This window comes from Mesorhizobium sp. WSM4308, from assembly GCF_002294905.1.
Taxonomy (GTDB): domain Bacteria; phylum Pseudomonadota; class Alphaproteobacteria; order Rhizobiales; family Rhizobiaceae; genus Mesorhizobium.
In genome coordinates this window covers 112,160-131,569 of the sequence record NZ_NSFW01000015.1, presented here as the reverse complement: position 1 = coordinate 131,569, position 19,410 = coordinate 112,160, and the positions used below count along the sequence as shown (strand labels likewise).

Sequence of the window (19,410 nt, the reverse complement as noted above, 5' to 3'; positions counted from 1 at the left end):
TCTCAGGCGGCGCGTGCGGCAAGCGGCACTGCGTTGAGCCGGACGCCATCGTGGCCAGTAATTGTCGCTTCGACGATCTCGCCCGGCGCGCCGGTGCCGAGTGCGGCGAGGGTAAATCCTTCGGTGCGGCCGAGGCCATCGCGCTCGATCAGGATCGACTGGCGCGTTCCCGGCAGCGAGGACAGATGGCGCCGATAGGCGGCCTCGCCGGCGGCGCGCAGCTGGGCGGCGCGCTGCTTGACCACCTCGCGGCGGAGCTGCGGCATGCGCGCGGCGGGCGTGCCCTCGCGCGGTGAAAACGGGAAGACATGGAGATGGGTCAGGCCACATTCCTCGACGATTTTTATCGAGTTCTCGAACATGGCGTCGGTCTCGGTCGGGAAGCCGGCGATGATGTCGGCGCCGAAGACGATCGCAGGGCGCAATTTGCGGACATCCTCGCAGAAACGGATCGACTGGTCGCGCAGATGCCTTCGCTTCATGCGCTTCAGGATCATGTCGTCGCCCGATTGCAGCGACAGATGCAGATGCGGCATCAGCCTGGGTTCGGTGGCGATGGCATCGAGCAAATCGTCGTCGGCCTCGATCGAATCGATCGAGGATAGCCGAAGGCGCTTGACGTCGGGCACCTGCTTCAGAATGGTCTTGACCAGTTTGCCGAGCTTGGGCGCGCCCGGCAGATCGGCGCCGAAGCTGGTCATGTCGACGCCGGTCAGCACGATCTCGGCATAACCATTGCCGGCGAGTCGCTTGACCTGCTCGACCACGGCGCCCATCGGCACCGAGCGGGAATTGCCGCGACCGTAGGGAATGATGCAGAAAGTGCAGCGGTGGTCGCAGCCATTCTGCACCTGCACGAAAGCGCGCGCCCGGCCCTCTATGGCGTCGACCATGTGGCCGGCGGTCTCGCGCACCGAGAAGATGTCGTTGACGCGGGCCTTCTCGGTGTCGTTGACGCCGAAATCCGGCAGCGCACGGTAGGAATGCGCCTTCAACTTCTCCTCATTGCCAAGCACGAGATCGACCTCGTCCATGGCGGCGAATTTTTCAGGCTCGGTCTGGGCGGCGCAGCCGGTGACGATGATGCGCGCCGCAGGGTTGGCGCGGCGCGCCTTGCGGATCGCCTGTTTGGCCTGGCGCACCGCCTCGCCGGTGACGGCGCAGGTGTTGAAGATCACCGCGCCGCCCTGCAGCGCGCCGAGACCGGCGCTTTCGGCCTCGCGCCGTATCACTTCGGACTCATAGGTGTTCAGCCGGCAGCCGAAGGTCACCACGTCAATGCGGCTGGGGGCCTCGGAAAGGGAGCCGTCGAAGTCCGGGCTCCTGGACAGAGCAACCGACATCAGGCCGCGCTTTCGGTGTCGCGGGCCCAGGTGCCGGTCGAGGGGTCGAAGCTGCCGGAAAATTCCCACTCGGCGGCACCGGTCAGGATGACGTGGTCGTCTTCGCGCCATTCGACATGCAGCGTGCCGCCGCCGGGCGTCAAAAGGCTGACGCTGCGGCCGGTGCGCCTGGTGCGGGCCGCGGCCACCACCGATGCGCAGGCGGCGGAGCCGCAGGCCTTGGTCAGGCCGGCGCCGCGTTCCCAGGTGCGGATGATCATGCTCTCGGGCGAGGTCACCTGTGCAATGGTGATGTTGGCGCGCTCGGGAAAGATCGGGTGGTTTTCGAGCAGCGGGCCGAAACGTTCGAGCTCATAGGACCAGACATCGCGGTCGACCCAGAAGATGGCGTGCGGATTGCCCATCGACACGGCGGAGGGCGAATGCAGCACCGGCGCGTCGATCGGGCCGATCTGCAATTCGATCATGCGGGTGTCGCGGAACTCCTCGGCCAGCGGAATCTCCTGCCAGCCGAAACGCGGCATGCCCATGTCGACCGAGATCGTGCCGTCGGCATGTTCCCTGGCGTTGAGAATGCCGGCGCGGGTCTCGAAGGTGAAGGTCTTTTGCCCGGTCTCGGCGGCGAGCGCCTGGACGACGCAGCGCATGCCGTTGCCGCAGGCCTGCGCACTGGTGCCGTCGGAATTCAGGATGTCGACATAGTAGGCGGTGCCCGGCGTCTTCGCATCATGGATCGCCATGATCTGGTCGAAGCGGGTCGCGGCATCGGCGTTCAGCGCAAGGGCGGCGGCCGCCGTTACCTGATCGGCACGGCCGCGCATATCGGCGACGATGATCTCGTTGCCGATGCCGTTCATCTTGGCGAAAGGGGCAGTGCTTGCCATTGCTCCGCGAAATTCCGTGTCCGTTTGGCGCTATATGGCGGAAACGGGCGGGAATTACCAGTGCGCAGGCGTGTTCAGTCACGGCGAAGACGCCGGGATTAAGTCACGGCAAAGATGCCTAGCACCACCAGCAGGAAGATGATGAGAACGATGCCGATGAGGATGCGCGCGCCTGTGGCGGCGGCTCCAGCCAGCGCCGGCATGCCGAGCAGGCTCGCCGCGGCGGCGATGATGAGCAGGATGATGATCCATCTGATCATGGGAATGCCTCGCAAACCGACAGATTTGTAACCGCATTAAGAACGCGGCTGTCGTGTCTGGGTTCCCGCGGTTTGCGAGGCGATGTCAGCGGAAAACCTACCCAGCGATCTCGATATCGGTGCTGAACGGCGCCGTCTTGGTCGAATTCTGGTCATGCATGAGGAAGTTGCATTTATATTTGCCGGGCGGCAGTCCATCGAGGGACAGGTCGAGCTTGAAGAAGAGTTCGCGGTTGTGCGAGCGGGAAGCGACCTGAACGCTGCCGATTTTCTCGAAGGTACCCAGAGCTTCGCCCGAGTCGGAGAGCACGGTGAGGTCGACGGAAAGCGCGATCTGGCTGTTGCCCAGGCCGTCCGACCCATAGCCGTAGCCGACCGGTTCCATATAGAGCACGACCTTCTCGCCTGGCTTGTAGATCTGATTGGCACGCTCGCTGTAGATGCCGAAGCCGCCGGCCGAATCGACCTGTTTGACATTCTGCACGGCGAGCGGCATCGCTTGCCACAAGGCCTCCTCGGCGCCGCGGAATTTCTCCAGCGCGCCGGCTCCGTCGCCTGCCTGCAGCGCCTTTTCGGCCTCGGCGGCGCGATCCGTGATTTCGCCCGCGAAAGCCGCCGGCATCGAGATTGCCAGCACCATCAGCGCTGCAAGCATGGATTTCATCTGCATTCCCCTTTTTCTGCTGGGCGGACCATCGGCGAAAATGATGGTGCCGTAAATGGCCAATGCAGACTTCAACCGTGCTCGATCTCCGGCACGTTCCAGACCTCGCCGGGTTGCAAGGCGCGAAAGCGCTCCGGCGGCAGGCCCTCGGCCTCAAGGGCCTCAGCCAGTTTGCGGACGGGCTCGTCCATCGGTTCGTCGGTGAGCTGGAATGTGCCCCAGTGGCAGCCGGCGGCGAAGGCGGCCTTGCATAGCTTCATGCCTTGCACCGCTTCCTGCGGGTTCTGGTGCTGCGGCGCCATGAACCAGCGTGGCTCATAGGCGCCGATCGGCAGAATGGCGAAGCGGAAGCCGCCATGTTTGTCCGCCATCAGCCGGTAGTTGATGCCGTCATGGAAGCCGGTATCGCCGGCGAAATAGAGTTTGCCGCCCGGCGTCTCGATGACGAAGCCGGCCCACAGTGCCATGCGCCGGTCGCGGGCGCCGCGCGCCGACCAGTGATGCGCCGGCTCGATGTGGACGGCGGTGCGGTCGCCGATGTCGACCCTGTCGCCCCAGTCATGCGCCGCCAGCCGCATGCCGGGAACCACCTCGCCGATCAGCACATCATTGCCGAGCGGCGTCACCACCAGCGGATCGTCTCTTTCCTTCAGCCGCTTCAGCGTGACGAGGTCGAGATGGTCATAATGGTTGTGGCTTACCAGCACGAGGTCGATCGGCGGCAGATCGTCGAAGGCGATGCCTGGCGCATTGACGCGTTTTGGCCCGGCGAAGGAAAACGGCGAGGTGCGTTGCGACCAGACCGGGTCGGTGAGGATGTTCAGCCAGGCCGTCTGGATGAGCAAGGTCGAATGGCCGACCATGGTTACAGTAAGGTCGGTGCCTTCGACCATCGCGGCCGGCCTCGCCAGCGGAAAGGGGCTCGGGCTGGTTGCCGGCCATTTCGCACGCTGGCCGTTGAGCTGCCATTTCAGGAGATCGGTGAAGCGGCCGGGCATCCGGCCGCCGGGATTGAAGAACAAGGTGCCATCGAAATGGTCGCTGGGCGGACCGCTGTAATAGCGGTTGGCGGCTTTCTTTCTCGCGGCCAAGGTATGCTCCAGCGGGGTTCGGCTCCTAGACATAGGCGTTGCGGCGGTTGGCGCAAGCATTTGCAGGCGAATGCGTGGTCGCGGCCGAACTCCACGGACTTAAGCGACGACCGGACTTGGCAGGTCGAGATTGCGATAAATTTGCAACAATCTTGCCGCAAACCCTATTTTAACCATATCGGGTTGAAATTTCGCCACCTTCTCCATCTTGGTTGAGGGTGATATTGCGCGGACGGCTTCCCCCCAGCCGGATCCGACGGAGGTTGTAATGAATTTTTCGAAAAGCGGTCTTGTGGCCGTATCGCTGGCGGCGCTCGTTGCGAGCGGTTGCTCGACCTCGCGCTTCTCGTCGATGGACGACCAGCAACCGGCGCCTCTGCAGCCGGCGCCGGCCGGCCAGGTGACCTCCAATCAGCTGCCGCCGCCGGCCTCGCCCGGCACCACCGACCCGTCGAAGTTCCCGACCGCTCCGGGGAACACGCAGGTGGCGTCCTTGCCGCCGGACGGCCAGGCGCCCGCCGGGGCCGCGGATCTCAGCGCGGCAGCCGTCGCCGGCGTCTGGAATGCCAGCGTTTCCGGGCAGAGCTGCAAGATCGCGACGCCGCAGACCAAGTTCGGCGCCGGCTTCCGCGCCGGGCCGCTGCATTGCCCGGCCCCGATCGACGGCATCAAGTCGTGGAACGTCGCCGGCAAGCAGTTGACGCTTTACGATGAGAATGGCGGGTCGCTGGCGCGGCTCTATTCGTCGGGCGGCTCGAAATTCGACGGCCAGACTTCCAACGGTCAACCGATTTCGCTTACAAGGTAAGCCAGGTATGCCGATATTCAGGTGATGCCGGCCTGCGAACGGCGGGTTTCTGCGCTTCCGGTGCTCACGTACTTTAAGTACGCTCCGCTCCGGTTCTCGAAAGCCGCCATTCTCGGTTCGGCCTGACCTGAATCTCGACACACCTAGTTTCCTTGGAGCATTCCTGCTCTGAACAAACGACGTGACCGATGCATCTGCGTGACGGCCTCCAGACCCATGCGACCGTCAGGCAGCGCTACGACCACCTGGTGGAAACCGGCGCGATCGGACGCGATCCTGCGCAGGAGCGGATCGCCGCCGCGCTCGACCGGCTGACCGACGAGATCTCGGCCAAGCGGCTGGCGCACAAGTCCAGCGCGCTGGGCTGGCTGTTTGCCCGCAAGCGCGAGACGCATGAGGCGGTCAAAGGCCTCTACATCCATGGCGGCGTCGGCCGCGGCAAGACCATGCTGATGGGCATGTTCTTCGAGCTGCTGCCGGTCCGGCGCAAGCGCCGCGTCCATTTCAACGACTTCATGGCCGATGTGCAGGACCGCATCCAGAAGCACCGGCAGGCGCGCAAGAATGGCGACGTCAAAGAAGACGATCCGATCCCGCCGGTGGCAAAAGCCTTGGCCGAGCAGGCCTGGGTGCTGTGCTTCGACGAATTCTCGGTCACCGACATCGCCGACGCGATGATCCTGTCCAGGCTGTTTTCGGCGCTGTTCGCCAACGGCGTCGTGCTGATCGCCACCTCGAACGTGGCGCCGCAAAATCTTTACCGCGATGGGCTGAACCGCCAGCTGTTCCTGCCGTTCATCGGCATTCTGGAGCGGCACGCGCAGGTGCTGTCGCTCGACACCGACAAGGATTACCGGCTCGAGAAGCTCGCCCGCACGCCGGTCTATGTCACGCCGGCCGATGCGGCGGCCGACCGGACGCTCGACGAGGCCTGGCGGACGATGACGCGCGGCGCGCCGACAGCCGCGACCTCGTTGACGCTGAAGGGCCGCCAGGTTCCGGTGCCGGCCGCCGCCGGCGACGCGGCGCGGTTTTCCTTCGCCGATCTCTGCGAAAAACCGCTCGGCGCGCGCGATTTCCTGGCGATCGCAGGACGTTTCTCGACCGTCTTCATCGACCACGTCCCGGTGCTGGGCGAAGGCAAGCGCAACGAGGCCAAGCGCTTCATCCTGTTGATCGACACGCTCTACGATCATCATGTGCGGCTGGTGGTGAGCGCCGATGCGCCGCCACAAGAGCTTTATGTGGCAAAACGCGGCGTCGAGGTGTTCGAGTTCGAACGCACCGCTTCACGCCTGATCGAGATGCAAAGCCGTGACTGGCTGGAGGACTGGGCGGAGCGGCTGAAGGTGAAGGCGGCGCCGGATGTGCCGCTGGCTCAGGCCCTGCCTTCGTCGCCCTAGGCAGAGGAACGCAAAGCAGGGCGAAGACGCTGGCCGCTAAAGCCTGTACGCATACATGACGAAACTCTCCGCTTCCCCATGCGGCTCCTTGCGCGATTCATAAAGCGCGCGGGCCGGAAGATTGTCGGCTTCGGTGCCGACCCAGGCCTCCTCGCAGCCATTCTCCCTGCCGATCGCGAACATCGCGTCGAGCATTCTGCGCGCGATCCCCTGGCGCTGGAATTCGGGCGATACGCCGACCTCATCTATATAAAGTTCCGCAACTTTGTCGGGATGGCGGTGGATGACGGCGGCGCATTGCCCGACGACCACGCCATTGGCGAGGGCCACGACCATGAAATGGCCGGGTTGGTTGAGATAGGCTGCCAACCGGTCCGGCCTGACAGGCTCGTCGAACACATCCTCGGCGATCCGCATCACAAGGGCGTCATCGCTGGCTTCAAGCCTTACGATCTCCATACTCATTGTGTAGATTTCTCCAAGTCGGCTTACAAACTTTGACGTTTACGTAAATCCCAATCCATCTAACCGATTGAAAATGTTCACTCCAAAATAATCGTTTGAATTTATCTCGCCCGGAGGCTATTGGGTGCGGCGAAATCTCGCGGGTTTCCTCAGCATTCCGGCCTCTTCCTCGGCGCCGTCATCAAGTCGTCAAAGATTTGGGCGCAGTCACAGACAAAGGGAAAACATCCTCACATGGCACGCAACAAGATAGCGCTTATCGGCTCGGGCATGATCGGCGGCACGCTGGCCCACATGATCGGCCTCAAGGACCTCGGCGACGTGGTGCTGTTCGATATTGCCGAGGGTATTCCGCAAGGCAAGGGGCTCGATATCGCGCAGTCGTCGCCTGTCGATGGTTTTGACTCCCGGCTGACCGGCGTCAACGACTATGCCGGCATCGAGGGCGCCGACGTCTGCATCGTCACCGCCGGCGTGCCGCGCAAGCCGGGCATGAGCCGCGACGACCTGCTGGGCATCAACCTCAAGGTCATGGAACAGGTCGGCGCCGGACTGAAGAAATACGCGCCCAAGGCTTTCGTCATCTGCATCACCAACCCGCTCGACGCCATGGTGTGGGCGCTGCAGAAGTTCTCTGGCCTGCCCAAGACCCATGTCGTCGGCATGGCCGGCGTGCTCGACTCCTCGCGCTTCCGCTATTTCCTGGCCGAGGAATTCAAGGTCTCGGTCGAGGACGTCACCGCCTTCGTGCTTGGCGGCCATGGTGATTCCATGGTGCCGATGATCCGCTATTCGACGGTGTCGGGCATCCCGCTGCCAGACCTCGTCAAGATGGGCTGGACCTCGAAGGAGAAGCTCGACCAGATCGTGCAGCGCACCCGTGACGGCGGCGCCGAGATCGTCGGCCTGCTCAAGACCGGCTCGGCCTACTACGCGCCGGCGGCCTCGGCGATTTCGATGGCCGAAGCCTATCTCAAGGACAAGAAGCGCGTGCTGCCCTGCGCGGCCCACCTCTCCGGCCAGTATGGCGTCAAGGGCACCTATGTCGGCGTTCCCGTGGTGATCGGCGCCGGCGGCGTCGAGCGCATCATCGAGATCGACCTCAACAAGAGCGAACAGAAAATGTTCGACAGTTCGGTGGCGACCGTGCAGGGCCTGACCGAGGCCTGCGTCAAGATCGCGCCGCAGCTCGCCTCGAAGTAAATCCCGCCAAAACGTCCACCCCGGCAAAACGACCTGGAGATAGTTCCCGATGAACATCCATGAATATCAAGGCAAGGCGCTGCTGAAGAGCTTTGGCGCGCCGGTGGCCGAAGGCGTGCCGGTGTTCAAGGCGAGCGAGGCGGAAGCCGCCGCCAAGGCGCTGCCCGGCCCGCTCTATGTGGTGAAGAGCCAGATCCATGCCGGCGGCCGCGGCAAGGGCAAGTTCAAGGAACTGTCGCCCGACGCCAAGGGCGGCGTGCGGCTGGCGAAGTCGGTCGCCGACGTCGTCGCCAACGCCAACGAGATGCTCGGCCACACGCTGGTGACCAAGCAGACCGGCCCGGCCGGCAAGCAGGTCAACCGCCTCTATATCGAGGACGGCGCCGACATCGAGCGCGAGCTTTATCTGTCGATCCTGGTCGACCGCTCGGTCGGCCGCATCGCTTTCGTCGTGTCGACCGAAGGCGGCATGGACATCGAGGCGGTCGCGCACGACACGCCGGAAAAGATCATCACTGTCGCCATCGATCCGGAAAAGGGCGTCACGGCGGATGACGTGAAGGCGCTCAACGCCGCGCTGAAGCTCGACGGCGACGCGGCCAAGGATGGCGGCACCCTTTTCCCGATCCTCTACAAGGCCTTCGTCGAGAAGGACATGAGCCTGCTCGAGGTCAATCCGCTGATCGTCATGAAGAACGGCCGGCTGCGCGTGCTCGACGCCAAAGTGTCGTTCGACAACAACGCGCTGTTCCGCCACCCCGACGTGCTCGAACTGCGCGACACCACCGAAGAGGACGAGAAGGAGATCGAGGCGTCGAAATACGACCTCGCCTATGTCGCGCTCGACGGCAATATCGGCTGCATGGTCAATGGCGCCGGCCTTGCCATGGCGACGATGGACATCATCAAGCTCTATGGCGCCGAGCCCGCCAACTTCCTCGATGTCGGCGGCGGCGCGTCCAAGGAGAAGGTGACGGCGGCGTTCAAGATCATCACCAAGGATCCGGCGGTCAAAGGCATATTGATCAACATCTTCGGCGGCATCATGAAGTGCGACATCATCGCCGAGGGCGTGATCGCCGCGGTCAAGGAAGTCGGCCTGAAAGTGCCGCTGGTGGTGCGCCTGGAAGGCACCAATGCCGAACTCGGCAAGAAGATCATCAACGACAGCGGCCTCAACGTGGTGTCGGCGGACGATCTCGACGACGCGGCCAAGAAGATCGTGGCGGCGGTGAAGGGCTGAGCCTGTGCCTCCACGCAAGATAAACCTGGTCGAGGCGGCGGATCAGAAGATCAGCAAGGTCTTCGATCCGCATATCGCTGGCGACATCAACGACAGCCAAGCCAAAGTCGCCAAATTCGGCGAGATCTTCGACTGGCACGCGCATGACAATGAGGATGAAGCCTTCCTCGTGTTGCGCGGGCGCATCGCCATCGATTTCCGCGACGGTCCGGTCGAGCTCGGCGAGGGTGATTTCATCGTCGTGCCGCGCGGTGTCGAGCACCGGCCGCGTTCGCTGACCGCCGAGCCGGTGGTGCTGATGTTCGAGCCGGCGACGACGCTCAATACCGGCAACGCCAAGAGCGACCTTACCGTCACCGACCTGAAGCGGCTCTGACCGATGAACGCGGCCTCCTTCTCCTCGCTTTCCGCCGATCACCAGCGCCTGCAGGTGCTGGTCGGCGCGTGGCGCGGCGAGGAAGAGGTCGCGGCCACGCGGTGGACCGATGCCGGCAAGGCGATGTCCGAAGTTCTGGCGGAGGCGCAGTTCGGCGGCCTGTTCGTGGTGCAGCGCTGTCGCCAGCGCCGCGACGGCACGATTTCCTTCGGTTCGCACAATGTGTTCGGCTTCGACCAGCCGAACCGCCGCGTCACCATGCACCAGTTCGATTCGATGGGCTTTGTGCCGGCCTCGCCGGCCACGGGAACGTGGAACGGCAGCGAGCTCAATCTGGAGCGGTCGTCGCCGCGCGGCGCGGCGCGCGTGACGTATATTTTCGACGATGCCGATACCTACCGCATGCGACTGCATTTCAAACCCGCCGGCAGCGATGGCTGGCAAGACATGGTGAGCGGCGTCTACCGGCGCGTCTCGCCTTCCTCGATCAACAGTCTTTAGAAAAGGGCTCCGATGTCCATTCTCGTCGACAAGAACACCAAGGTGCTGGTGCAGGGCCTGACCGGCAAGACCGGTACGTTCCACACCGAACAGGCGCTGGCCTATCACGGCACCAAGATGGTGGGTGGCATCCATCCCAAGAAGGGCGGCGAGACCTGGACCGGGTCGAAGGGCGAGAGCTTGCCGATCTTCGCCACTGTCGCCGAGGGCAAGGCACGGACCGGCGCCAACGCTTCCGTCATCTACGTGCCGCCGGCGGGTGCCGGCGAAGCGATCCTGGAAGCGATCGAGGCGGAGATCCCGCTGATCATCTGCATCACCGAAGGCATTCCGGTGATGGACATGGTCAAGGTCAAGGCGCGGCTCGATCGCTCGACCTCGCGGCTGATCGGACCGAACTGCCCGGGCGTTCTCACGCCTGACGAATGCAAGATCGGCATCATGCCCGGAAACATCTTCCGCAAGGGCTCGGTCGGCGTTGTTTCGCGCTCGGGAACACTTACCTATGAGGCCGTGTTCCAAACCACCAATGTCGGCCTCGGCCAGACCACGGCCGTCGGCATCGGTGGCGACCCGGTCAAGGGCACCGAGTTCATCGACGTGCTCGAGATGTTCCTGGCCGACGACGAGACCAAGTCGATCATCATGATCGGCGAGATCGGCGGTTCGGCCGAGGAAGACGCCGCGCAGTTCCTCAAGGACGAAGCCAAGCGTGGCCGCAAGAAGCCGATGGCCGGCTTTATCGCCGGACGCACGGCGCCGGCCGGCCGCACCATGGGTCATGCCGGCGCGGTCATCTCCGGTGGCAAGGGCGGCGCCGAGGACAAGATCGCGGCCATGGAATCGGCCGGCATCAAGGTCTCGCCGTCACCCGCGCGGCTTGGCACGACGTTGGTTGAAGCCATCAAGGGCTGAGCGTCGGCGCCGGTTGTGGAATGAGAGCCGACGGCGGTTCGTTGGCTTTGAGGGGACAAGAAGGGCGAGTGAATCGCCCACTATCGCGGCGCTGCCGCAAACGTAAGGAGACGGAGCCAGGCTCCGCTGAAACGACATGGCAAGACAAGATCAGGCCAACGACCAGTTCTCGCTCACCTCGTTCCTCTATGGCGGCAACGCCGATTACATCGACGCGCTCTATGCCGCCTATGAGGACGATCCCGCCTCGGTCAATCCCGAATGGCAGGAGTTTTTCGCCGGGCTGAAGGACGATGCCGGCGATGTGCGCAGGAACGCCAAGGGCGCTTCCTGGGCCAAGCCTTCCTGGCCGCTGCAGGCCAATGGCGAATTGGTTTCGGCGCTCGACGGCAATTGGGGCATCGTCGAGAAGCACCTGGAAAAGAAGGTCAAGGACAAGGCGGTCACCAACGGCATCGTGCTCTCCGATGCCGACGTGCACCAGGCGACGCGCGATTCGGTGCGCGCCATCATGATGATCCGCGCCTACCGCATGCGCGGCCATCTGCACGCCAATCTCGACCCGCTCGGCATCGCCAAGCCGCTCGAGGACTACAATGAGTTGTCGCCGGAGAATTACGGCTTCACCGAAGCCGACTACGACCGGCCGATCTTCCTCGACAATGTGCTGGGGCTCGAATTCGGCACCATCCGGCAGATGCTGGAGATCCTGACCCGTACGTATTGCTCGACGCTCGGCGTCGAGTTCATGCACATCTCGGACCCCGAGGAGAAGGCCTGGATCCAGGGGCGCATCGAGGGCGCCGACAAGGAAATCTCCTTCACCACCACCGGCAAGAAGGCGATCCTGCAGAAGCTGGTCGAGGCCGAAGGCTTCGAGCAGTTCATCGACGTCAAGTACAAGGGCACCAAGCGCTTCGGCCTCGACGGCGGCGAGGCGCTGATCCCGGCGCTGGAGCAGATCGTCAAGCGCGGCGGCCAGCTCGGCATGAAGGAGATCGTGCTCGGCATGGCGCATCGCGGCCGGTTGAACGTGCTCAGCCAGGTGATGGCCAAGCCCCACCGCGCCATCTTCCACGAGTTCAAGGGCGGTTCGGCCGCCCCCGACGAGGTCGAGGGCTCGGGCGACGTCAAGTACCATCTCGGCGCCTCGTCGGACCGCGAGTTCGACGGCAACAAGGTGCATCTGTCGCTGACGGCCAACCCGTCGCATCTGGAAATCGTCGACCCGGTGGTGATGGGCAAGGCGCGCGCCAAGCAGGACTATCTGTTCGGCCGCAGCCGCGAGGAGATCGTGCCGCTGGAGGAGCGCGCCAAGGTGCTGCCGCTGCTGCTGCACGGCGACGCCGCCTTCGCCGGCCAGGGCGTGATCGCCGAAATCCTCGGCCTGTCCGGCCTGCGCGGCCACCGCGTCGCCGGCACGCTGCACTTCATCATCAACAACCAGATCGGCTTCACCACCAATCCGCGCTTCTCGCGCTCGTCGCCCTATCCGTCGGATGTCGCCAAGATGATCGAGGCGCCGATCTTCCACGTCAATGGCGACGATCCGGAAGCCGTGGTCCACGCCACCAAGGTGGCGATCGAATTCCGCATGAAGTTCCACAAGCCGGTCGTGGTCGACATGTTCTGCTACCGCCGCTTCGGCCACAATGAGGGCGACGAACCGGCCTTCACCCAGCCGATCATGTACCGCAACATCCGCACCCATAAGACGACGGTGCAGATCTATGGCGACCGGCTGATCGCCGAGGGTCACATCACCCAGGCCGAGCTCGACCAGCTGAAGGCCGACTGGCGCGCGCATCTGGAATCCGAGTGGGAAGTCGGCCAGAGCTACAAGCCCAACAAGGCCGACTGGCTGGACGGCGCCTGGTCGGGCCTGCGCACGGCCGACAACCAGGACGAACAGCGGCGCGGCAAGACCGCCGTGCCGGTCAAGACGCTGAAGGAAATCGGCAAGAAGCTGACCGAGGTGCCGAAGGGTTTCGAGGCGCACAAGACCATCATCCGCTTCCTCGAAAACCGCCGTGAGGCGATCGAGTCCGGTGAAGGCATCGACTGGTCGACGGCCGAGGCGCTGGCTTTCGGCGCCATCCTGCTCGACGGCAATCCGATCCGCCTGTCGGGGCAGGATTCCGAGCGCGGCACCTTCTCGCAGCGCCATTCGGTGCTCTACGACCAGCGCGACGAGACCCGCTACATCCCGCTCAACAATCTGTCGGCGGCGCAGGCCGGCTACGAAGTCATCAACTCGATGCTGTCGGAAGAGGCGGTGCTGGGCTTCGAATATGGCTATAGCCTGGCCGAGCCAAAGGCGCTGACCTTGTGGGAAGCGCAGTTCGGCGACTTCGCCAACGGCGCCCAGGTGGTGTTCGACCAGTTCATCTCGTCGGGCGAGCGCAAGTGGCTCAGAATGTCGGGCCTCGTCTGTCTCTTGCCGCATGGCTATGAAGGCCAGGGTCCCGAACACTCCTCGGCCAGGCTGGAGCGCTTCCTGCAGCTTTGCGCCGAAGACAATATGCAAGTGGCCAACTGCACCACGCCGGCCAACTACTTCCACATCCTGCGCCGGCAGCTGAAGCGCGACTTCCGCAAGCCGTTGATCCTGATGACGCCGAAGTCGCTGCTGCGCCACAAGCGGGCGGTGTCGACGCTGCCGGAAATCTCGGGCGAAAGCTCGTTCCACCGGCTGTTGTGGGACGACGCGCAGCTGTTGCCCAACCAGCCGATCAAGCTCACCAAGGACTCCAAGATCCGCCGTGTCGTGCTGTGTTCGGGCAAGGTCTATTACGACCTCTACGAGGAGCGCGAGAAGCGCGGCATCAACGACATCTATCTGCTGCGCGTCGAACAGCTCTATCCTTTCCCGGCCAAGGCGCTGATCACTGAACTGTCACGCTTCCGCAACGCCGAGATGGTGTGGTGCCAGGAGGAGCCCAAGAACATGGGCGCCTGGTCGTTCATCGACCCGTATCTGGAATGGGTGCTGGCGCATATCGACGCCAAGCATCAGCGGGTGCGCTACACCGGCCGGCCGGCGGCCGCGTCGCCGGCGACCGGATTGATGTCCAAGCACCTTGCCCAGCTCGCCGCCTTGCTCGAAGACGCGCTCGGCGAATAAAGAACAGAACCGACAGAAACGGACAGGCACAATGGCTACCGAAATCCGCGTTCCCACTCTCGGCGAATCCGTCACCGAGGCGACCATCGGCAAATGGTTCAAGAAGGTCGGCGATGCCATTGCCGTCGACGAGCCGCTGGTCGAGCTCGAAACCGACAAGGTGACGGTGGAAGTTCCGGCCGCCGCCGCCGGCACGCTGGGCGAAATCGTCGCAAAGGAAGGCGAGACCGTCGGTGTCGGCGCGTTGCTGGGCTCGATCTCGGCAGGTGGCGCCACCGCGCCGGCGACCAAGCCGCAGGCCGTGGCTCAGGCCTCGTCGCCGGATGCGGCTTCGACCAGCAAGCAGGCCGCCGCCGAAACCGCCAAGGTCGCCGGCGATGCCGGTTCCATCGAGCCGCGCAGCATGCCGCCGGCGCCGGCGGCGGCAAAGCTGATCGCCGAGCACAATCTGTCGGTCGACCAGGTTTCCGGTTCGGGCAAGCGCGGCCAGGTGCTGAAGGGCGACGTGCTCGACGCCATCGCCAAGGGTGCGCCGTCGCAGCCGGCCGAGACGCCGAAGGCGGCGCCGGCACCGATTTCGGCGCGCGCGCCATCTTCCGGCGACGATGCCTCGCGCGAAGAGCGCGTGCGCATGACCAAATTGCGCCAGACCATTGCGCGCCGGCTGAAGGAAGCGCAGTCGACCGCCGCCATGCTCACCACCTTCAACGAGGTCGACATGTCGGCGGTGATGGCGCTGCGGACCAAGTACAAGGACGTGTTCGAGAAGAAGCACGGCGTGAAGCTCGGCTTCATGGGCTTCTTCACGAAGGCCGTCACCCACGCGCTGAAGGAAATCCCGGCGGTCAATGCCGAGATCGACGGCACCGACATCATCTACAAGAACTTTGCCCATGTCGGCGTCGCCGTCGGCACCGAGAAGGGCCTCGTCGTGCCGGTCGTGCGCGACGCCGACCAGATGTCGATCGCCGAGATCGAGAAGGAGATCGGCCGGCTGGGCATCGCCGCGCGCGACGGCAAGCTGTCGGTCGCCGACATGCAGGGCGGTACCTTCACGATTTCCAATGGCGGCGTCTACGGCTCGCTGATGTCGACGCCGATCCTCAACGCGCCGCAGTCGGGCATTCTGGGCATGCACAAGATCCAGGACCGGCCTGTCGTGGTCGGCGGCCAGATCGTTATCCGGCCGATGATGTATCTGGCGCTCAGTTACGATCACCGCATCGTCGACGGCAAGGAAGCCGTGACCTTCCTGGTGCGCGTCAAGGAAAGCCTGGAGGATCCGGAACGGCTGGTGCTCGATCTCTAGGCCTACTGCGGTGGCTGAGTCTGTCGAGCCAATCGACCTGTTCGAGCTTGTCGCGACAGGCCGCGCGGGTCCGATCGAACTCGGCAAGGGCAACCGTGAAACGGTTCGCAGCCTTATAGATACGGAGGATTTGCGAGCCGACAATCACTATCGCCACGGAGATCCCGAGTCGGCGTGGTGTATCTATGGCACCAATTGCGAGTTCTTCTTCAGCCCAGATTTTCGCTTGCGGTCGATTAGCATCGAACCTGTCTTCGGAAGATTGCAACCGGGTGGAATGATGTCGACTTGGCACGGCCATCTGGATGTCGATGTGGGGCGGCACCCAGCAATGTTTGGAGGCCGAAAGCCAATAGACATACATACTTTGCCTAAGGCCCTGCAGTTCCTGAACGAGAGCGAATTCAGGTGGACAATCGGCGGTGGTAGGGAGCGCGACATTTATATCGAGTTGGCGGATGGTTCTCGTATCTTGACCCTCAAATACGAGATGAACACCATTCCGGTCGACAAGGATAATAACGTTGCGTTCGAGATAGACTATTTTCTCTCGACGATCTTCATTCTCGATCAAGCTGTTCAAGGCGGATAACCGTGACGATCCGTTCGTTCTTGTCGGAAAGCCTGTCGACTGCATCGATAGCGGTCGGTGCGGCGATGATCCCGGCGAGCGCGTTCGCCGCCTGCCCGATCGAGCTCGCCGTCTATGGCGATGGCCAGAGCGGCAGCGAGATCGATTTTGCCCCGACCGGCACATCGGCTGTTGTCACCAACAGTTTCCGCATGATCCTCGACAACAATGTCGTGCTGAACGGCATCGTGATGTGGAACGAAGGCGTGGCACGGCCGAACGGTTCCTTGATGTACAAATGCCCCGAGGGCGACACCACCGGCGCCGAGCTCGCCGCCTGTACCCCCTGGCACGGCGTCATCTACACGTCCGACGACAAGGGCAGCATCGGGCTCTTGCCGGCGCAAGGCGTCGAGGCGCCGAAGACGCTGATCCTGCCGGCTCTCGGTCCGGCGCTGCGTCAGTCCCCGGCCTATGGCGGCGGCGGCTTTTCGAAAGTTCCGTCGGATGTGTTCACGCTGAAGGGATGCCAGGAATGAGCGAGGCGCAAAAGGTGCTGCTGGTCACCGGCGGCAGTCGCGGCATCGGCGCCGCCGTCTGCCGGCTTGGGGCCAAGGCCGGCTATCGCGTCGCGGTCAACTATGCCTCGAACAACGCTGCCGCTGATGCGCTGGTCGGTGAAATCAAGGCGGCCGGCGGCGAGGCTTTCGCGGTCAAGGGCGATGTCGGCAGCGAGGCCGATATCATCTCCATCTTCGAGGCCGTCGACCGCAGCTTCGGCCGGCTCGACGCCTTCGTCAACAATGCCGGCATTGTCGACGCCAAGGCGCGTGTGGAGGAGATGAGCGCGGCGCGGCTCGAACGCATGATGCGCATCAATGTCGTCGGTTCCATTCTGTGCGGCCGCGAGGCGGTCAAGCGCATGTCGACGCGCCATGGCGGCAAGGGCGGCGCCATCGTCAACATCTCATCGGCTGCGGCGGTGCTGGGCGCGCCGGACAATTATGTCGACTATGCCGCCTCCAAGGGCGCCATCGACACGTTCACCGTCGGGCTCGCCCGCGAGGTGGCGCTGGAAGGCATCCGCGTCAATGCGGTGCGGCCGGGCATCATCGACACCGACATCCATGCTTCCGGCGGACAGCCGGATAGGGTGGCGCTGATCCAGGACACGCTGCCGATGAAAAGAGCCGGCACCGCGGATGAAGTCGCGGGTGCGGTTCTCTATCTTCTATCCGACGCCGCGTCCTATACGACGGGCGCGATCCTGAATGTCAGCGGCGGCCGCTGAGCCCCAATCGAGAAGGACAATATCATGGCTTATGACGTCGTTATCATCGGATCGGGACCCGGCGGCTATGTCTGCGCCATCAAGGCGGCACAGCTCGGCCTGAAGGTCGCGGTGGTCGAGAAGAACGCTACCTTCGGCGGCACCTGCCTCAACATCGGCTGCATCCCGTCCAAGGCGTTGCTTCATGCCTCCGAAATGTTCGCCGAGGCCGGCCATTCCTTCGACACGCTGGGCGTCGAGATACCAGCGCCGAAGCTCAATCTGAAGAAGATGATGGCGCACAAGGACGCGACGGTGTCGTCCAACGTCAACGGCGTCGCCTTCCTGTTCAAGAAGAACAAGATCGACAGCTTCCGCGGCACCGGCAAGGTGGTGGCGGCCGGCAAGGTGTCGGTGACGGGCGAGGACGGCAAGGTCGAGGAGATCGAGACCAGGAACATCGTCATCGCCACCGGTTCCGACGTCGCCGGCATTCCCGGCGTCAAGGTCGATTTCGACGACAAAATCATCGTGTCGTCGACCGGCGCGCTGGCGCTGGACAAGGTTCCCGGCCATCTGGTGGTGGTCGGCGGTGGCGTCATCGGGCTCGAGCTCGGCTCGGTCTGGGCGCGGCTCGGCGCCAAGGTCACCGTCGTCGAGTTCCTCGACACGATCCTCGGCGGCATGGACGGCGAGGTCTCCAAGCAGTTCCAGCGGCTGTTGTCCAAGCAAGGTTTCGAGTTCAAGCTCGGCGCCAAGGTCACCGGCGTCGCCAAGGCCAAGAAGGGTGCGACCGTCAGCTTCGAGCCGGTGAAGGGTGGCGCCGCCGAAACCATCGCAGCCGATGTCGTGCTGATCGCCACCGGACGCCGCGCCTATTGCGACAGTCTCGGGCTGAAGGAAGCGGGCGTCGAGGTCGACGAGCGCGGCCGGGTCAAGACCGACGGGCATCTCAAGACCAATGTGCCGGGCATCTATGCCATCGGCGATGTCATCGCCGGGCCGATGCTGGCGCACAAGGCCGAGGATGAGGGCGTGGCGGTGGCCGAAACCATCGCCGGCCAGGTGGGCCATGTGAACTACGAGGTCATTCCGAGCGTCGTCTACACCAGTCCGGAAATCGCCTCGGTCGGCAAGACCGAGGAGGAGCTGAAGAAGGCCGGCATCGACTACAAGGTCGGAAAATTCCCGTTCAGCGCCAATGGCCGCGCCCGCGCCATGCTGCACACGGACGGCTTTGTGAAGATCCTCGCCGACAAGGCCAGCGACCGCGTGCTCGGCGTGCACATTGTCGGCTTCGGCGCCGGCGAGATGATCCACGAAGCGGCGGTGCTGATGGAGTTCGGCGGCTCGTCGGAGGATCTCGCCCGCACCTGCCATGCGCATCCGACGATGTCGGAAGCGGTGAAGGAAGCGGCGCTGGCCACCTTCTTCAAGCCGATCCATATCTGAGGGCGCCCCGCGCTTCGTCGTCCTATGGCGGAGCAAGGAGCGAAGCGACGCGGCGCAGACCCCTGGAGCTGGTCCGCAGCCCAAGGGATCCATGCGGTGGCTTCAGAGCGCTCCTGCGGTGCGGAATTCTGCTCCGCTGCCAAGGCCCCCAACGGTCATCACCCAAAACAAAACGGCCCGCATTTCAGCGGGCCGTTGGTATCTGGTGCCGGGCCGATCAGTTGGCCGGTGCTGGAGCAGGCGCTGGTGCGGGCGCCGGAGCGGGCGCAGGGGCCGGCGCGGGCGCGGGTGCCGGAGCAGGAGCAGGAGCAGGAGCTGGTTCTGCCGGCTTGGCCGGTTCAGCGGGCTTCATTGGTTCTGCCGGAGCTGGCGCGGGAGCCGGTGTGCTGGCCGCCGGCGGTTCGGCGGGTGCCGGATGTTCGCCGCGTCTGCCGAAAACGTAATATGCGACAATCGCCAGGATAACGACGACCAGCGCAATCAGCCAGGGGCTGCCGCCGCCGCCGCCGCTTGGCCTGGGAGTGTCGT

General features: G+C 64.0%; 19 protein-coding genes. 13 read left to right on the top strand and 6 right to left on the bottom strand.

The features are described from left to right. Window positions 1–2: 2 nt before the first annotated feature. From mtaB to CK227_RS25870, 5 genes are all read right to left on the bottom strand, one after another. Window positions 3–1,343: a tRNA (N(6)-L-threonylcarbamoyladenosine(37)-C(2))-methylthiotransferase MtaB gene (gene mtaB / locus CK227_RS25890; RefSeq protein WP_179296520.1), complete on the bottom strand. Its 1,341-nt coding sequence runs from the start codon at window positions 1,341–1,343 to the stop codon at window positions 3–5. After that, a complete protein-coding gene (gene dapF, locus CK227_RS25885) occupies window positions 1,343–2,227 on the bottom strand; it encodes a diaminopimelate epimerase (RefSeq protein ID WP_095774810.1) in 885 nt (294 codons plus the stop codon). The genes mtaB and dapF overlap by 1 nt, the downstream gene beginning before the upstream one ends. Before the next feature lie 98 nt (window positions 2,228–2,325). Next, window positions 2,326–2,487: a DUF1328 family protein gene (locus CK227_RS25880; RefSeq protein ID WP_095774809.1), complete on the bottom strand. Its 162-nt coding sequence runs from the start codon at window positions 2,485–2,487 to the stop codon at window positions 2,326–2,328. A gap of 97 nt (window positions 2,488–2,584) precedes the next feature. Beyond that, a complete protein-coding gene (locus CK227_RS25875) occupies window positions 2,585–3,151 on the bottom strand; it encodes a hypothetical protein (protein WP_179296519.1) in 567 nt (188 codons plus the stop codon). Window positions 3,152–3,222: 71 nt separating this feature from the next. Then, on the bottom strand, window positions 3,223–4,275 hold the full coding sequence (locus tag CK227_RS25870; RefSeq protein ID WP_179296518.1) for an MBL fold metallo-hydrolase: 1,053 nt from the start codon (window positions 4,273–4,275) through the stop codon (window positions 3,223–3,225). Between the two features lie 235 nt (window positions 4,276–4,510). Here CK227_RS25870 and CK227_RS25865 point away from each other — a divergent pair, with 235 nt between their 5' ends. Together CK227_RS25865 and zapE are read left to right on the top strand one after the other, a co-directional pair. Beyond that, a complete protein-coding gene (locus CK227_RS25865; RefSeq protein WP_095774807.1) occupies window positions 4,511–5,050 on the top strand; it encodes an AprI/Inh family metalloprotease inhibitor in 540 nt (179 codons plus the stop codon). Window positions 5,051–5,238: 188 nt separating this feature from the next. Continuing rightward, window positions 5,239–6,453, top strand: coding sequence for a cell division protein ZapE (zapE, locus tag CK227_RS25860; protein ID WP_095774806.1), 1,215 nt, complete (start codon window positions 5,239–5,241; stop codon window positions 6,451–6,453). A 36-nt stretch (window positions 6,454–6,489) separates the two neighbouring features. On the opposite strand, the gene CK227_RS25855 is transcribed toward zapE, so the two are convergent. Continuing rightward, window positions 6,490–6,918 (bottom strand): GNAT family N-acetyltransferase, encoded by a 429-nt coding sequence (locus CK227_RS25855; RefSeq protein ID WP_095774805.1) that lies wholly within the window; start codon window positions 6,916–6,918, stop codon window positions 6,490–6,492. A gap of 234 nt (window positions 6,919–7,152) precedes the next feature. Between CK227_RS25855 and mdh the strand changes: the two genes are divergently transcribed. From mdh to lpdA, 11 genes are all read left to right on the top strand, one after another. Then, window positions 7,153–8,121 carry a malate dehydrogenase gene (gene mdh, locus CK227_RS25850; protein ID WP_095774804.1) on the top strand — a complete coding sequence of 323 codons (969 nt, stop codon included), beginning with the start codon at window positions 7,153–7,155 and terminating at the stop codon, window positions 8,119–8,121. 49 nt (window positions 8,122–8,170) lie between these two features. Further along, on the top strand, window positions 8,171–9,364 hold the full coding sequence (sucC, locus tag CK227_RS25845; RefSeq protein WP_095774803.1) for an ADP-forming succinate--CoA ligase subunit beta: 1,194 nt from the start codon (window positions 8,171–8,173) through the stop codon (window positions 9,362–9,364). Between the two features lie 4 nt (window positions 9,365–9,368). Next, window positions 9,369–9,740 (top strand): cupin domain-containing protein, encoded by a 372-nt coding sequence (locus CK227_RS25840; RefSeq protein ID WP_095774802.1) that lies wholly within the window; start codon window positions 9,369–9,371, stop codon window positions 9,738–9,740. A gap of 3 nt (window positions 9,741–9,743) precedes the next feature. Beyond that, window positions 9,744–10,241 (top strand): DUF1579 family protein, encoded by a 498-nt coding sequence (locus CK227_RS25835; protein WP_095774801.1) that lies wholly within the window; start codon window positions 9,744–9,746, stop codon window positions 10,239–10,241. A 12-nt stretch (window positions 10,242–10,253) separates the two neighbouring features. After that, a complete protein-coding gene (gene sucD / locus CK227_RS25830) occupies window positions 10,254–11,156 on the top strand; it encodes a succinate--CoA ligase subunit alpha (protein WP_095774800.1) in 903 nt (300 codons plus the stop codon). Window positions 11,157–11,292: 136 nt separating this feature from the next. Next, window positions 11,293–14,280 (top strand): 2-oxoglutarate dehydrogenase E1 component, encoded by a 2,988-nt coding sequence (locus CK227_RS25825; protein WP_095774799.1) that lies wholly within the window; start codon window positions 11,293–11,295, stop codon window positions 14,278–14,280. 31 nt (window positions 14,281–14,311) lie between these two features. Next, the gene (gene odhB / locus CK227_RS25820; protein WP_095774798.1) at window positions 14,312–15,589 is read left to right on the top strand and encodes a 2-oxoglutarate dehydrogenase complex dihydrolipoyllysine-residue succinyltransferase; all 1,278 of its coding nucleotides are present in this window, start codon (window positions 14,312–14,314) and stop codon (window positions 15,587–15,589) included. Window positions 15,590–15,599: 10 nt separating this feature from the next. Then, the gene (locus CK227_RS25815; protein WP_095774797.1) at window positions 15,600–16,181 is read left to right on the top strand and encodes a hypothetical protein; all 582 of its coding nucleotides are present in this window, start codon (window positions 15,600–15,602) and stop codon (window positions 16,179–16,181) included. A 65-nt stretch (window positions 16,182–16,246) separates the two neighbouring features. Beyond that, window positions 16,247–16,699: a hypothetical protein gene (locus CK227_RS25810; protein WP_245318257.1), complete on the top strand. Its 453-nt coding sequence runs from the start codon at window positions 16,247–16,249 to the stop codon at window positions 16,697–16,699. After that, on the top strand, window positions 16,696–17,451 hold the full coding sequence (locus tag CK227_RS25805) for an SDR family oxidoreductase (RefSeq protein WP_095774795.1): 756 nt from the start codon (window positions 16,696–16,698) through the stop codon (window positions 17,449–17,451). The genes CK227_RS25810 and CK227_RS25805 overlap by 4 nt, the downstream gene beginning before the upstream one ends. A 24-nt stretch (window positions 17,452–17,475) precedes the next feature. Continuing rightward, window positions 17,476–18,882, top strand: coding sequence for a dihydrolipoyl dehydrogenase (gene lpdA / locus CK227_RS25800; RefSeq protein WP_095774794.1), 1,407 nt, complete (start codon window positions 17,476–17,478; stop codon window positions 18,880–18,882). Window positions 18,883–19,410 lie beyond the last annotated feature (528 nt).

What these genes read in the sequence shown, in the direction of transcription:
- mtaB (WP_179296520.1), bottom strand. Translation starts at nt 1,343, where the DNA reads ATGTCGGTTGCTCTGTCCAGGAGCCCGGACTTCGACGGCTCCCTTTCC.
- dapF (WP_095774810.1), bottom strand. Translation starts at nt 2,227, where the DNA reads ATGGCAAGCACTGCCCCTTTCGCCAAGATGAACGGCATCGGCAACGAG.
- CK227_RS25880 (WP_095774809.1), bottom strand. Translation starts at nt 2,487, where the DNA reads ATGATCAGATGGATCATCATCCTGCTCATCATCGCCGCCGCGGCGAGC.
- CK227_RS25875 (WP_179296519.1), bottom strand. Translation starts at nt 3,151, where the DNA reads ATGAAATCCATGCTTGCAGCGCTGATGGTGCTGGCAATCTCGATGCCG.
- CK227_RS25870 (WP_179296518.1), bottom strand. Translation starts at nt 4,275, where the DNA reads ATGTCTAGGAGCCGAACCCCGCTGGAGCATACCTTGGCCGCGAGAAAG.
- CK227_RS25865 (WP_095774807.1), top strand. Translation starts at nt 4,511, where the DNA reads ATGAATTTTTCGAAAAGCGGTCTTGTGGCCGTATCGCTGGCGGCGCTC.
- zapE (WP_095774806.1), top strand. Translation starts at nt 5,239, where the DNA reads ATGCATCTGCGTGACGGCCTCCAGACCCATGCGACCGTCAGGCAGCGC.
- CK227_RS25855 (WP_095774805.1), bottom strand. Translation starts at nt 6,918, where the DNA reads ATGAGTATGGAGATCGTAAGGCTTGAAGCCAGCGATGACGCCCTTGTG.
- mdh (WP_095774804.1), top strand. Translation starts at nt 7,153, where the DNA reads ATGGCACGCAACAAGATAGCGCTTATCGGCTCGGGCATGATCGGCGGC.
- sucC (WP_095774803.1), top strand. Translation starts at nt 8,171, where the DNA reads ATGAACATCCATGAATATCAAGGCAAGGCGCTGCTGAAGAGCTTTGGC.
- CK227_RS25835 (WP_095774801.1), top strand. Translation starts at nt 9,744, where the DNA reads ATGAACGCGGCCTCCTTCTCCTCGCTTTCCGCCGATCACCAGCGCCTG.
- sucD (WP_095774800.1), top strand. Translation starts at nt 10,254, where the DNA reads ATGTCCATTCTCGTCGACAAGAACACCAAGGTGCTGGTGCAGGGCCTG.
- CK227_RS25825 (WP_095774799.1), top strand. Translation starts at nt 11,293, where the DNA reads ATGGCAAGACAAGATCAGGCCAACGACCAGTTCTCGCTCACCTCGTTC.
- odhB (WP_095774798.1), top strand. Translation starts at nt 14,312, where the DNA reads ATGGCTACCGAAATCCGCGTTCCCACTCTCGGCGAATCCGTCACCGAG.
- CK227_RS25810 (WP_245318257.1), top strand. Translation starts at nt 16,247, where the DNA reads ATGATCCCGGCGAGCGCGTTCGCCGCCTGCCCGATCGAGCTCGCCGTC.
- CK227_RS25805 (WP_095774795.1), top strand. Translation starts at nt 16,696, where the DNA reads ATGAGCGAGGCGCAAAAGGTGCTGCTGGTCACCGGCGGCAGTCGCGGC.
- lpdA (WP_095774794.1), top strand. Translation starts at nt 17,476, where the DNA reads ATGGCTTATGACGTCGTTATCATCGGATCGGGACCCGGCGGCTATGTC.